This is a genomic window from Terriglobia bacterium, from assembly GCA_020072815.1.
GTDB lineage: Bacteria > Acidobacteriota > Terriglobia > Terriglobales > Acidobacteriaceae > Angelobacter.
This window is the reverse complement of sequence record JAIQGE010000009.1, coordinates 14,868-29,204: the sequence shown is the minus strand read 5'-3', so window position 1 is coordinate 29,204 and position 14,337 is coordinate 14,868. Positions and strand designations below refer to the sequence as shown.

Here is a 14,337-nt window from a genome sequence, read left to right as displayed (position 1 = left end):
GCACACCTTTCTGCAGAAACAAGTTGCGTTCATTACGGACATTCAACAATTGGTGGTGGCTACGGGGAGGTTGAATTCATCGTAGCATCACAGTTTTCAGGGGCCAACCCGGATGAGCGGGGAGGCTACGGGCTGGCCCCTTCTTATTGCTCTTTCACTCTCGCACCCTTCTGGCTTTGGCGCAGCGCGTCGGGTCCCGATTGAGCGAAAGCTTGTTGGTTGAACAGCAAGCCGGCGATTTGCTGCCGGCTTTCTGTCCGGTTGAACGCGAGCCGTCCAGGCGTTTCGTTTATGGTCCTACGCTGTACACGTGTCCCTGGCCCGGTGTTGCCGTGGTCCCGGCGCTGGTGACGCTGGGATCATCGGCCACATACAGGATGCCGCCTGGCGCAAACGCCAACCCTGAGGGGTTCGCGAATGAAGTCAAGACCGCGCCGATGGTTCCTGAGTCGGCCCAGATCGTGTCTTTCTGCAGCAGGATGTCCCACTGGTCCACTTGCCCAAAGTTGCCAAGACCAAGCGGATCGCTGCCGATGTAGAGCAGCACGTGCGAGGGATTGGTAGTGTCAGCCGCCAGCGACAGCGGAGTGGTGACGTTGAGCCGTGGCGGAGAGGTCCTGTCCGCAGCCGGACCGACGATTACTGCCTTACCCTTGGTCAAGCTGGGAGAGGCGCGAATGATCACCGTCACATTTACGGTCTCAGCCAGGTAAAGGTCGTTGGCGATGAACAGCAAGGCCCTTACGCCCAGACCGTTGGAAGTGGTTGCGATTCGCACCGGCGCTGATGGCGTGGTGGCCGGCGTGGTGATCTTGTTGATGTTGCCATTCGGCCTGCCGCCGATAAACAGCGAGCCGTCCGGAGCCACCGCCACCGCGGTCGGTCCCAAGTTGCCGTTGCCCAGATTGACCGACGCACCCAAAGATTCGGTGCCCGGGATGAAGGCGACTCGGAATATTCCCGTACTGGCCGTGGCTGCGTCAGGAATGTAGATGAAGTTGCGAACGCTATCGAAAGATGCCTGGCCCGCCACGAACGTGGGCGACGGCTTGAAGCAATTTGAAAGCGCGGCAACGCCGGGGCTGCTGGGATCAATGCGGCAGAAGCCCTGGGTGGCATCGGAAACCCAGGCATGAGTGGCTATCCAATTCATGCCTCCCGGCTGGGTGATTCCGGCGGCGTAGAGCGAACCAGTCTTGACCGGCGTGGGACCCGGCGTGGGTGAAGGCACCGGAGCGGGCGGTCCGAATTGAGTATTCACCAGGCCTTCTGTTGTCGCCGGCGCGGTCACTACGTACAACGAGCCAATGTTGGTGGTGGCTGCGCCGGGCGGGGTCGGATCGCCGCCGATGAACACGTCCCCGGTCGCCACGTCAATAGTGACGCCCCAAACCTGTCCGTAGCCGAACGTCTGTCCGTTCTGGATTCCGTTTTGCGAATAGAGGTCTACAACGTTGGTGGTGGTAGCGTCATAGCGGAGAACGCGGGTGCCGTTCTCCATGTACAGATACCTGACGCGGTCGGATGAAACGGAATTGGAAATACCGAGAACTCCGAACATGGAGACAGCATTGCAGTTGCCGTGGCATCCGGCTGCACTGGCAATGCGTTCCAGCCCGATGAGACCCGTATCCGCCAAATAAAGATCGTTGTTCACGAAGGCCAGAGAGTTGACCGGCCCGCCTCCGCTGGCGGCTTTGCCAACGGATTCCACGGCCTGAGTGTTTGGATCGCCGGCCGGATTGGTGATGCGCCTGATGTCGCCGGTGGTGGTGAAAGAAACGTAGAGTTTGCCGTCCGGTCCCAGCGATGCTGATTGCGGCAGGTTGCCCGCCAGTCCCGCGTTGGGCGCCAGCGTAACCGCCGAGTCAATGGTTGAAGTGACGGCGTTCATGGTCAGGCGAAACACGCCGGTATTGCCCGCCACGTAAACCAGGTTGCCGTCCAGCTCAGGCTGGGCATTGCCCGGTGTAAAGCACGTGGCCAGGTTGATGACTCCGCCGTCAATGCGGCAGAATCCGTTGGCGATGTCAGCCACCCACACGCTGCCATTCCAACGAATGGCGCCGCGCGGCTGGTTGAGCCCGTTGGCGACCAGCGTACCCGGAGAGGCCAACGCATTGCTAACGCAAAGCAGCCCGATCACGGCGACGGCCAGAAGCCGCGTCCATGATCGGTAATTCGGAAAGGTCCTTCCGGCAAACGGTGAAAATATGCTCTTGCTGGGGGACCGGGAAGGTGCACAGTTCATTTTTAGTTCCTCTTTTCTTTTTGGTGCCGTCCCGCTCCTGGCCTCCGTACCCGGAGTAAGGTGGCGCGAAGCGGATGGTAAAAAAAGGCTGCCGGGCAAATGCCCGGCAGCCGGGTTGGTTTATTGCCGTAACAGGGTTATGCCTGATGAAGCCGTGCCACCTCCGCTGGAGGTGACCGTCACCAGGTTCGGCGCGTCAACGTTGGAGAACGTGATGGAGTACGTTCCCGGCGCCGCTGGAATCGCCGGTCCCATCACGCCAGTCCACGGCGCTCCCGTGGCCTGATTGATGGTGTCCAGAGTCACCGTCAGCACGATGCCTGGCGTCACGTCAGTCACGTTGATGATCAGCCGCGCTTTGGCCTGGCGGTAGACGACCGAAGTAATCGTCACTACATCCGTTGCCGGATTGACAATCACAGTGACGGTTGTTGTGCCGGTAAGGCCGGAAGCGGTGCTGGTCCCCGCTACGGTGAAGACAAACGGCGTCGGGCCGGCGAGAGTGGGAATGATCGGCGCGGTGAAGGAAGCGCTGACCGAACCATCGCCATTCACCACCTGCGGTCCCAGGACGATTCCGGCAGCAACAGCCGCCGCATCCGGGGTGAACACGTAGGTGACCGGACCGCCCGCAGGATCAATCGAACTGGCGGTGAGCGTAACCGCTGCTCCGCTGGCCACGGGGTTCGCCGGAGCTGAGGTTGCAGTCACCGCTGGAGGTGTTCCTGCCGGAGCGGTATTGACCGGCACAAACACGTTGGCGGTTGCCGGAATCGTCGTGTTGTTGCCTCCAACCGTGAGCTGGAAGGTCAGCGTGGTGGGTGAGGCCACCACCGGCGCAATGAACGTCGCGGTTGCCTGGTTCTTGCCCGTGATGGTCACCAGCGGATCGCCAGGATTGACGATCTGCTGCCAGAGGAACGGGCCGTTGACTGGGCTGCTGCCGGCCGAGCTCAGAGTCACCAGAGTTCCAGTGGCCACGGGGCCGGGGGCAGGTGAGAAGCTGCCGATCGCGGTTGCCGTGGCAGTTACGCCGCCGGTTACACAACTGGTGGGCAACACGTCAGCATCCGGGAAGGGATTCAACTGGCCGATCACCTGGTTGGAGAACCCGTTGGGGTTGCTGATGGCGCCTTGCTGAATATTGTCCGCGGGCGGCCACGGTCCAATGCCATTCACCAGGAACGGGATGTCGCGGAAGTTGAAGGTGACCGGCGCCGCGCCGATGCCCAGACCTTCCGCGAAGATGAATTCGAAGTTCGGAGCCTGATATTGCTCAGTCAAAATGTTGAGCGTGGGGTCAGCAATGGCCTGGACGCCGCCAGAAACAGCAGCTCCCATCACCATGACCGGCGGCAGGAAGTTGCCGCCGTTCGGGCGCCAACGCCACCGGCCGCGCACCGCACCATTCGGCGGTCCGGGATCAACCGGGAAGTTGGCTGCCCAAAAGGGAATGCGGGGAGTCTGTTTGCCATTGCAGTCAATGTCAATCCCGTATACGTCTACGCCGCGCGAGTCGTCCGTGGTGAAGCCTTCCACGCGAGTGCGGATGCCGGCTTCCTGCGGGAACGCCGCGTTGGCGACACCGCCCGTGCCTTGCAACAGCACGTCAATGGCTACGTATGCTGGATCGGTTCCAGGGAAAGTAAAGATGCCCACGTTGGCCGTGATGGTGTGCGCCAGAATGTACGGCGCTCCCTTGGAATCCAGCAGCAGTTCGCCGCCGATGTCAATCCAGTCACCCACTTCCAGCGGAGCAAACACCCTGGGATCGGTGGGAGGTTGCAGCGGATCGCTGTTGAAGCTGACAGGAGGCAAGCCCGTGGCCGGATCAATCACCGGGTCCATGGTGAAAATGCTGAGCGGAATGCCGGCAGCGTCACGCGGACGGTTCTTCTGCGGGCAGAGCGGATCGTCGGGCCCAACCAGCGGGTCAACGCGCGGTATGCACAGCGGATACGCGGTCTCTGTCTTGATGGTCGGGTTGTTCTCGTCAATCGAGAAACGCGAATCCTGCAGGAAAGAAGCTCCAGTTGGATTCGTAGGAGTGACCGCATTGCTCCAGCCGTCGTACCCGGCGCTGAACTTGTCCGCAGGATCGTTGATCTGTACGCGATAGCCGTTCACGATGGCGATGCCGTTGGTGTAGTCAAAGCCTTCGATGAAGCCCTGGAAGCCCATCAACGACTGCTGTGAGAGGAAAACCAACCCGGAGATGTACTGGCCGTTGACGATGTTTCCCTGGACGGAAGCTTCATAGGTCCCAGGCAAGCGCACGGTGTCGGCCAGGGCCATGCCGGTTTCGCCGGGAACTCCGGTGGAGTTGAACTCAAAAACTTCTTCCCACGTAATAGTGTTGGCGGGAAATTGAACGATGGTGTTCGCCGGGACCCGGATGACCATGCCGTTCACCTGGATCCAGCCGCCGGACGTCTTGCAGCCGTCAGGCTTCGGCGGGTTGGCCGGGGTGGGGTTCGGATTCGGGATACATAGCTGGTCCACCGAAGCGTACTGGATGAACCCGGTCATCTCGAATCCGGCCGGGATGGTTTGCCGTGCAGGTACCACCGCCGGTGTTGGGGGGACCGTCGGTGCAGTGAATTGCGCCCACGACGTCGCCGTTACAGCGAGCATCAGCAGCACTACAACACCTGCAAAACTGAAGATACCTTTGCTTTTTTGAAACGCCCTCATGTTAAAGACTCCTTCCGTCGTACTGCTGGTTTCCCAAGGTTTGTGCTGCTCTGATTTCGTGGTCTTGCGCTCCTGTTTCGCTGCGTGCGGGTCAGTTGGGCCGTGCATTTCTCACCCCCACCAGGTTCTCCAGGAAAGTTTTCATGGGCTGGCCGCCCTGTGCTCCGGTCGCCGGAAGCTGCATGTGGTTGTCAACGGCCTGGCCCGGACGCTGTGGATCGTTCACCACGGGGTATCCGTTGGAAGCCATCGCGTGGCCGTTAGGCAGGACCAAGGCCGGGTGGTCGAACGGCGCGGACTGAGCAACCGTTCGCGGGTCGGTCAAGCCATTGCGCAGGAAGTCCACCAGGTCTTGTTTCTCTTGCAAGGTGAGTCCGATGCGATCAATGTCCGGGTCCATGATGGAAAGCTCGGCGCCTTGGTTGAAGTCGCCGCCGCGGTTGTAGAACTCCACCACTTGTTCCAGCGTGAGCTGGCTGCCGTTGTGGAAGTAAGGCGCGGTGAGCGCGACGTTGCGTAACTGCGGCGCCTTGAAGAACCCGGTACGCGCAATGTCGTCGTTGCAAGTGAGCGGCGCTTGCGTGATGCCGTCACCGGGACGGCCGGGGATCATCAGCGTCAACGAAGGATCGTTGCAAACGCGCTGCCGCGTGAATTCACCATGCGAGAGCGGGAGACCGGCCACCGGATCAGAGCCGGCCAGGCCCGCGTCCTCCACGCCCGGACGCACGCCGATGTGGTAGTAACCGGTGTCATACACCCGGACGCCCAGGTCGCCCATGACCATGCGCTCCAGCGGGTTGGGGCCAACCGTGTCCACCGCGGCGTTGGAAAGCTCCGGACCGCCGTGACAAACCACGCAACGGCCTTTGGTCTGGAAGAGCAGGAAGCCGCGCAGCTGTGCCGGAGTGAGCGGCGTGGGTCCCACCGAGTAGTTGATCTTGATGGGGAACGCCGCCTTGGGCGGAACGTCAAAGAACACGGTCAGCACGCCGGTGGAGTAGTTGATGCTGGCCTGCGTGAGACCTTCTCCCAACACGCCGCCGTAGCCGTCGTCGAACGCGTAAACGTCCGAGTCGCTGAAGTCGTTGTGCGGGTTCAGTTCGATGACCGAGACGGTGTTCGGATCAACATTGGGTGCAAGCTGGATGGTGAATTGCTGGGTCTTGCTGTCGCCCACCAGCGAGTACGTCTTCTGCTGTTCCAGATACTTGTCCAGCGGAGTCTGGTCAGCGATCAGCGTGCTTTCGTACATCTGGATGGCGACTCCCCAAAACAGCGAGAAATTGTTTTCCATCTGGCTGTACGCCTGGCTGCCCGCAGGACAGGAACTGCTCGCGGCGGTCAGCGTTGCCGCGATGCTGCCATCGCCGGCGATGCATAGTTGGTCAGCGAACTGCCACCATTCCGGCGCGAAGGCCTTCTGGATCAGCGCCTGGTAAGAAGTGTTGAGCCCTGGCTGCGGCGCGCTGGACATCGCTCCGAGAACGCTGTCCGTGGCGTCCACCATCTGCTTGGCCAGCGGAGTGCGATTGAGCAACTTCCTGCCAACTTGATGGAAATCGCGTCCGTCAGGGGACATTTCCACTCCATTGAGAATGGGACCGAGCGCCTGCGAGCAAAGCGCCGAGTTCTTCATGGCGACAAGCGCGTTGGAAAGCTTGCCGTCCAGGCCGACCACCACCAGATGGGAGTTCTTTTCCCGGGCGCCGAAAGGATTGATTCCATTGCAGAGGTTCTGCGCGCGGCCGTCCCAGAAGTTTCTGAAGTTGAAAGCCGCGTTGACCACACTGGGCGTGTTGCGTCCTGTGGTCCGGCGCGTGTTGATGCGGGCGCCGGGGTTGGCGGGGTCAGGATAAGAAAACACCGGATCGGGTACTGAGGTGCTCATCTCCACGCTGGTGGAGCTTCCAACCACCTGGGATTTCGAAGTAACGCTGGACGGCCTCACACTGGGCGCCTGGGCGCCGCGCGATGAAACCGCCAAGCTGCCGCCGGAGCATCGTGAGCTGCCACTGTTGTTGCTGCCGGCACCTTTCAGCTGGCGTCCGGGCGATCCCACTCCGGTGGGAGTGCGCGTCATTCCCGGACCATCGTGGTCATCGCGCTCCATCTCGTTGCACGCGCCGTCGCGGCCACCCGCGCCGGGTACCGGCGTAGGCGACGGCGTGGGTGTGGGCGAGGGAGCGGGAGGATTCGTCACCGAAACCACCACCTGGTCCATGCGCGTGGGGAATACGCCCTGTGAGCCGGCCACATCGTTCAGGTCGGAGAGTACGGTCATCCGATTGTCGGCATTGGACAGCTTGTGAAAAGGGAAATCGCCGTCGTGATATCCGCCGAAGCCCGCTCCCGGTGAGCCAGGGTTGGGAATGTAGTTCGGGCCGGTGACGCCGCCCACTTGCGGACCCATTTGAAAAGCGTTATCGCCGCCGGCCTGCCCGGGATTGATCTGGTTGGCAGGACGGCTGTCAGCGCCGGCGTTGAAATGGCAACTGGCGCAGGCCTGGGCATCGTCGCTGCCTGCCTGCATGTCCCAGAACAAAGCTTTGCCCAGTTGGATGGCCGCAGTCTTGTCCGCGACGATGCCTTCAATGCCAAAGACCGGAGGCACTGTGACGGTTGAAAGCGGAGCAACGGGGCGCAATGGCAGTACGATGAGGCCGGGACGGTTGCCCTCCTGCGCCCGCACGTGACTGTAATAACCCAGCGCGACAACAATCGTGACGACCAAAGCGGAGATCCGCAGAACGACCAGGGGCCGGGAAAAGCGCAGGCTGGTTCCGGACGCAGACGTCTTGCTACTGCTCCTGGAAGTTGCGCCTGTTACGGAAGTTTTTTGTGCATGCTCATACCGCGTCATTGTTTTCAAGCTCCTTCAAGCCACTGTGGCGCGAGTGGGTGTGGTGTTTTTTGTGAGGCTCGGCGCGGACACGGCTCAGCTACCCGCGCGGGCACACACGCGCGGAAGCGAGAGACGAATTCGAACCAAGCGAAAGTTGCTGATTTTCCGGCGCGGCTTTGGCCGCGCAAGGTTTGGCCGGCGCACACAGGCGCAAGCTGAACCGGAGTCGCCCAAACTCATTGGCAGGTGCCAGAACACAAAGTCCTGCACCAGCAATAGAATTCGGCAAGATTAAGAGAGAGTTAGGTTGGAGACTTACGTTCGGAGAGGTACCAGGAGCTCAGGCGAGCCCTTGCCAGGTCCGGGGACGGGCTGGCAGTCTAGCGACTTCATCATGTGCTGCGATGATTCGGTGCAGGTACACTCGGTCTGCCGGTGCTGCGGATCGGCTTTGACCACCGACGGTATTTTCTTGTGGGTATCTAAGCTCAGTTCTACAACAATCGGCGGAGTGTCTTCATCATCATCGGCATCCACGGATACGGTGAAGAAATTCGCCCCGCCGGCGAACAGGAGGGCGAGCCCGAGGATGGCGTTCAAGAACGATTTTTGGCGAAAAGTAAACATTGGCGTTGTTTGCTTTGGCCAGCCACAGCTTTCGCCGGTGTCTGGCAGATGCATAAGGATCGCAGCAGCAGATTAGAACCAGATTAAGCCGCAATTAATGCGAGGGCCCTATTGTCGCCTCTGGAGCCGCCTCAAACTCTTCATTCTGTTGACGCAACTTCTCTTGTAAAAGTAAGAGATTAAGGAAGAGCCCTTACACGATTCGACCAAGCGCTCCAAGCCGTCGCTGACTCCGCAGCGGGACGTGTTCCTTTGACAATCCAACTCTCGCAACCCGGTCGTGGAGAATGATGTCGTGGAACCGAACATCCGTCACTCGAGACGACGCGGCGTCAAGGCGCATTTCCCATGATGCTTGTAGCGGATACAAACCCGCCGAATTCACAATCCCGACACGCGAAAAAAGTTCCGCCGAATTAATTTATTTATTTGCGTTGGACTGCGTGCACGTGCCCGCAAGAAGCCTTCATCGCCACGTTCTCCACACGAGTTCAAGCAAGCAGCGTCAGTGGAGATGACAGATGAAAGTGACCGAACAACGCAAACGCTCAACAAGTTTTTGGCTTCCTTTGACCGCAGTGATCATCATCGCCGCCACGGCCGCGGCCTTCATGCTGGTGGAGCCTTTTTACGCAGCCAGCGGCCCCTCCGCCGTGGCCACCTACTCGCACGGCATTCTGCGCGTGACCATTCCTTACCAGGCCGCGCACCCCGGCGCCGGCCGGCTGACGCTGGAAGTCCTGGACCCCGAAGACGCCGTGCTGGGACGCGCCGAGCGCAGCGTGGAAGTCTTCGAAGGCAAGGGACGCTGGCAGCAGGAGATCAAGCTGGAGAAGCCTCTGCCTCTGGATGATCTGGTCTGGGACCGCATGCGCTACAGCTTTACCTACACTGACGGCAGCGACAACAAGCAAACTGCGACGATGGAAGGCACCGAGTCCATTTCGCAAATCCTGAGGACGCCGGTGGTCCACATTCTTGGCCAGCAGTCTTACTTGACCGGGGGCCCGGCGGCGGTGCGCGTCATTGTTACCGATTCGAAGAATGAACTCATCGGCGGCCGGGGCGCGGTGCGGGTTGAGTTGCTCGCGTCCTCGCAGAAACCGCAAGTGCTCTTTACCGGGCCGCTGAACCGGCGCGGGACCACGGAAGCACAATTCCGTTTTCCCGCCGGACTCGTCGGCACCTACCAACTGCGCTACGCCGTGGACACCCCGATCGGTTCCACCGAATTCACCCAGCAGGTGCGTCTGGAAGATAAGGTTTCAATTCTTCTCACCACGGAAAAGCCCATCTACCAGCCGGGCCAGATCATCCACGCGCGCGCGCTGGCGCTGGACCGGAGCAATCATGACGCTGCGGCCACGCGCAAACTGACCTTTGAGGTGGAAGATTCTCGCGGCAACAAGGTCTTCAAGAAAGCCACAGCGACCAGCAAGTTTGGCGTTGCATCGGCGGAGTTCGCGCTGGCCGACGAAGTCAACCTGGGGACTTATCATCTCCGCGCCATCATGGGCGAATCGGAAGCCGGTCCCGCGAACACGGCGGAGATCGCCATCAACGTTGAGAAATACGTTCTTCCGAAATTCAAAGTGGCAATTGACTTCGGCGGCAAAGATTCCGCCGGTAAGGACAAGAAAGCCAAGCGCGGCTACCGTCCCGGCGACCACGTGACCGGGACCGTTCGCGCCAACTACTTCTTTGGCAAGCCGGTGGATGGCGCTGAAGTCACGGTGAAAGCCTCCGGCATGGACGTTGCGCAGTTCGAAGTCGGGTCCGTGCAGGGCAAGACCGATGCCGAGGGCGCATACCATTTCGACCTGCGGCTGCCTAGCTATTTTGCCGGACGCCCGCTCAACAACGGTCTGGCGCGCGTGCTGGTGGAAGCCACGGTGAAGGACTCAGCGGCCCACTCGGAGAGCCGCGGCGAACCCATCACGGTGAGCGACTCGCCTTTGCTGGTCACGGCGATTCCCGAAGGCGGAACGCTGGTTCCCAACCTGGAAAACCAGGTTTTCATCCTTACTTCTTATGCTGACGGCACGCCCGCCGTCGCTGACGTGAGAGTCCATGCGGCGGGGAACGTCAGCGTGCGCGCAACCACGGACGAAGGCGGAGTTGCGGTGGTCCGCATTACACCCGGCGCGGGAACGGACAAGATCGAAGTGGAAGCATCGGACAAGGAAGGGAACCAGGCGCAGAGCAAAGTCGCGCTGCAGACCCGCACGGGCGAAGACCAGATTCTCTTGCGTACGGAGCGCGCGGTCTATCGCGCCGGCGACCGTATTGATCTCAAGGTCTTTTCCACCAAAAAGCGCGGCACGGCCTACGTGGACATTGTGAAAGACGGGCAAACCGTACTCACTCGCGACCTGGACATTGAAAACGGCCAGGCCGAGCTCACGCTGGCGGCGACGCCGGAGATGGCCGGCACGGTGGACTTCAGCGCTTACCTCTTTGGCCGCGACGCGCGCCCCGTGGGCGACCACCGGCTGGTGTTCGTGCAACCCGCGGACGAACTGAAGATTGAAGCCGTGTCCGATGCTCCGGTCTACAAGCCGGGTGCGGACGCTCGCATTCGCTTCCGCGTAACCAATGCGAAAGGGGAAGGCGTCCATGCGGCGCTGGGATTGCAGGTGGTGGATGAAGCCGTGTTCGCGCTGGCGGAAAAGCAGCCGGGTTTCGCCAAAGTGTTCTTTTATCTGGAACAGGAAGTATTGAAACCGCGCTATGAGATCCACTCCATTGGCATGTCGGAGATCGTGGAGCCGGTGGAAAAGGAAAAAGCTGACCAGCATGACCGTGCCGCCCGCGCGCTGTTCTCCGCCACGGAAATCGTTTCTGCCAACAAGTTTGAAACCGAGTTTGGCCGGAGCGTGCCCCAGACCAAGTACGCGGAGTATGCCCAGCGCTACCAGAAGCGCTTCATCGCGCAGATGGGCCAGCTTACCGAAAGCTTCAGCCGGGCGTATGCCGCCAATCCCGGCGAGAAAGATACGGCCAAGATCATCAACTCAGTCGCCCGCAGCGGTGGCGCAGAACTGCGCGACGCATGGAACACACCAGTGCGCATCGAGCCTGTTTCCTGGGCACGGGAAAGCTATTTCACCGCGCGCAGCGCAGGTCCGGACAAACAATTCGACACGGGAGATGATTTTGGGATGTACCTGGAGGTCCGCCGCAGGAAAGTGGTGGGACATAAGAGCTCAGGCGCCAGCGCGATGGACCTGAACATTGAGCATGATCGGGGCCCGTTCAATGGCCGCGCAGAAATTTCCGGCACAGCGGTTGACCAGTGGGGAGGCGCATTGGAAAGGGCCGGTGTCAAAGTCCGCGAAGGCGCCACCGGCAGAATCCGTATGGCCTTTGCCAATGCGGAAGGGCGTTTCTCGGTGACGGGGTTGCCGCCCGGCGAGTATCAGGTGGAAGTAGTTTCGCCGTCGGGAACCGTGACGAAGAATTTCAAGCTCGAAGCGCGTGACCGCGCTGTGCTGGCTGTCTGCATCCGTCAGGAAAGTGACGGGATCGCGGTGACGGTCAACAAGGAAATGGGGATGCTCACCGAGATCAGGCCGGGCAACGGCCGCGGGTTTGGCGGCGTGTTTGACGCAAGAGGAGGAGGAGAGCGTGATCGCATGGATTTCGCGGTCATGAAGGCCATGCCGGCCCCCATGGCGGCAAACGCTCCCCGTGAGCAGGTCGCGGTCAACGCGGCGGTTAGTACTGTGACGGTCGCCAAGGATGAACCCGCCTCGGGCGGCGCGCGCGCGCGTTCGTACTTCCCAGAGGCGCTGTACATCAATCCGGAAATCATCACGGATGACGACGGCCGCGCCAGCATCGTGATACCCATGGCAGACTCCATCACCACCTGGCGCATGGCGATGATCGCGTCCACGCAGCACGGCGCGCTGGGCAGCGCCACCTCCAGCATCAAGGTGTTCCAGGATTTCTTCGTTGACCTGGACCTGCCGGTCACGCTCACCCAGGGCGACCGCGTTTCGATACCCGTGGCCGTGTACAACTACTCAGGCGCGCGCGGTGACGTCCACTTGCAACTGCAAGCCGATGACTGGTTTGGTCTGGTAGATGACGTAGCGGAGAAGAACGTTGCGGTGGAGTCTGATCGCGTGGGCGGATCGCAGTTCACGCTGGAAGCCAAGCGCATTGGCAAGTTCAAGCTGACGCTCTCCGCCCGCATGAAAGGCGGCGCAGGCCGCGCGGACATCGTGGTGCGCGAGATTGAAATCATTCCCAACGGCCGCGAGCAGAACCTGGTCTTCAACGGGCGTCTGGAAACATCTGTTCGGCATGAAGTGAATTTCCCCGCAACATCCGTCCCGGACGCCAGCAAGATCTTTGTCCGGCTGTATCCGGGGCCGCTCAGCCAGGTGATCGAAGGCATGGACAGCCTGCTGCGCATGCCGGGTGGCTGCTTCGAGCAGACTTCGTCCAGCACCTATCCCAACGTGCTGGCGCTCGACTACATGAAGCGCACCAAGAAGTTGACGCCTGAAGTGCATGCGAAAGCCGAAGGGTTCATCGCCAATGGGTACCAGCGCCTGCTGACCTTTGAAGTGGCCGGCGGCGGGTTCTCATGGTTTGGCAATGCGCCCGCCAACAAAATCCTTACGTCATATGGCTTGATGGAATTCTCTGACATGTCCAAGGTGCATGACGTTGACCCCAAGCTGATACCGCGAACGCAGCAATGGCTGGCCGCCCAGCAGCAGGCTGACGGCAGTTGGAAGCCGGACACGCAGTTCATCAATGAAGGCGCGACAAACCGTTATAACAATGATGTGTTGCGCATCACCGCCTACATCGCGTGGTCGCTGGAGAACACCGGGTTCCAGGGTCCGGCGGTGGAGAAAGCCAAGCAGTTCATCGCCAACAATATGGGATCCAAAGCCAAGCCGGATTCCTATACGCTGGCTGTGGTCGCCAACTTTGCCGCCGACTACGGCAAAGACCGCGACTTCACGCGCCAGGCCATGCAACTCCTGCTGGACGCGCGCACGGAGAAAGACGAGCAAGCCTGGTGGACGTCAGAAGAAACCGGCGTGTACGCGACCGGCGCCAGCGCCAGCGTGGAGACCACCGGCTTGGCCGTGCAGGCCTTGCTCAAGTGGGGACAATCTTCAAACACCGCCCGCAAGGCCCTTGCGTACATTGCCGCGAAGAAAGATGCTTCAGGCACGTGGGGCACAACGCAAGCAACCATCATGGCGCTGCGGGCGCTGCTACTGGCGACGGAGAAGGGTGCGGCCGACGTTCGCGGAACGCTGGAAGTGTTGCTCAACGGCAAGCCGGTGCAGAAACTCACGCTGACGCCGGAGAACAACGATCTACTCCACCAGTTCGCCTTTAAGGGAGAGTCCAGTGGCGCGAACACGGTGGAAGTCCGGTTTGAGGGCAAAGGTGGCTTGGCGTACCAGGTGGTCGGTCGCTACTTCCTGCCTTGGGACAAGCAGCCTGACAGCGAGCCGCTCTCCATTGAAGTTGCGTACGATCGCACGCGGCTTGCGCAGGATGACATCGCCACGGCCACGGCCACCATCAAAAACAACCTGGGCAAGCCAGCCAATATGGTGATGGTTGATCTGGGAATTCCGCCGGGCTTTGATCTGCTCAGCGAAGACCTGCAGGCATACCAGGAGACGAGCGCGGGATTGAAGAGCGGCCGTCTGGAAAAATTCACCCAGACCGCAACGCAGGCGATTCTCTACTTCGACTCCTTCGCCCCGCATGACACGGTCACACTGCGCTTCCGCTTGCGCGCCAAGTATCCGATACGCGCCCGCACGTTTCAGTCGCGCGTCTATGAATACTACGATCCCGACGTGAACTCGGTAGCGCGGCCGGTGCAAATGGAGGTCCGGCAGCGGTAACCGAAGCTGCAGATGTTGAAGGACGTGAA

Annotated in this window: 5 protein-coding genes; 1 reads left to right on the top strand and 4 read right to left on the bottom strand. The window is 60.7% G+C overall.

Features of this window, described 5'->3' with window-relative positions; genetic code table 11:
• Window positions 1-289: 289 nt before the first annotated feature.
• The 4 genes from LAO20_13135 to LAO20_13120 form a co-directional block, all read right to left on the bottom strand.
• Window positions 290-2,251 (bottom strand): hypothetical protein, encoded by a 1,962-nt coding sequence (locus LAO20_13135; protein ID MBZ5532368.1) that lies wholly within the window; start codon window positions 2,249-2,251, stop codon window positions 290-292.
• A gap of 120 nt (window positions 2,252-2,371) precedes the next feature.
• Complete coding sequence (locus tag LAO20_13130; GenBank protein ID MBZ5532367.1) at window positions 2,372-4,945, bottom strand: hypothetical protein; 2,574 nt, start codon at window positions 4,943-4,945, stop codon at window positions 2,372-2,374.
• A gap of 91 nt (window positions 4,946-5,036) precedes the next feature.
• Complete coding sequence (locus LAO20_13125; protein ID MBZ5532366.1) at window positions 5,037-7,808, bottom strand: hypothetical protein; 2,772 nt, start codon at window positions 7,806-7,808, stop codon at window positions 5,037-5,039.
• Window positions 7,809-8,105: 297 nt separating this feature from the next.
• A complete protein-coding gene (locus LAO20_13120) occupies window positions 8,106-8,417 on the bottom strand; it encodes a hypothetical protein (GenBank protein ID MBZ5532365.1) in 312 nt (103 codons plus the stop codon).
• Window positions 8,418-8,938: 521 nt separating this feature from the next.
• Between LAO20_13120 and LAO20_13115 the strand changes: the two genes are divergently transcribed.
• Window positions 8,939-14,308 (top strand): carboxypeptidase regulatory-like domain-containing protein, encoded by a 5,370-nt coding sequence (locus LAO20_13115; GenBank protein ID MBZ5532364.1) that lies wholly within the window; start codon window positions 8,939-8,941, stop codon window positions 14,306-14,308.
• Window positions 14,309-14,337 lie beyond the last annotated feature (29 nt).

Bases quoted from the DNA above. Each gene is read 5' to 3' on its own strand.
- LAO20_13130 (MBZ5532367.1), bottom strand. From the start codon at position 4,945: ATGAGGGCGTTTCAAAAAAGCAAAGGTATCTTCAGTTTTGCAGGTGTT.
- LAO20_13115 (MBZ5532364.1), top strand. From the start codon at position 8,939: ATGAAAGTGACCGAACAACGCAAACGCTCAACAAGTTTTTGGCTTCCT.
- LAO20_13135 (MBZ5532368.1), bottom strand. From the start codon at position 2,251: ATGAACTGTGCACCTTCCCGGTCCCCCAGCAAGAGCATATTTTCACCG.
- LAO20_13125 (MBZ5532366.1), bottom strand. From the start codon at position 7,808: ATGACGCGGTATGAGCATGCACAAAAAACTTCCGTAACAGGCGCAACT.
- LAO20_13120 (MBZ5532365.1), bottom strand. From the start codon at position 8,417: ATGTTTACTTTTCGCCAAAAATCGTTCTTGAACGCCATCCTCGGGCTC.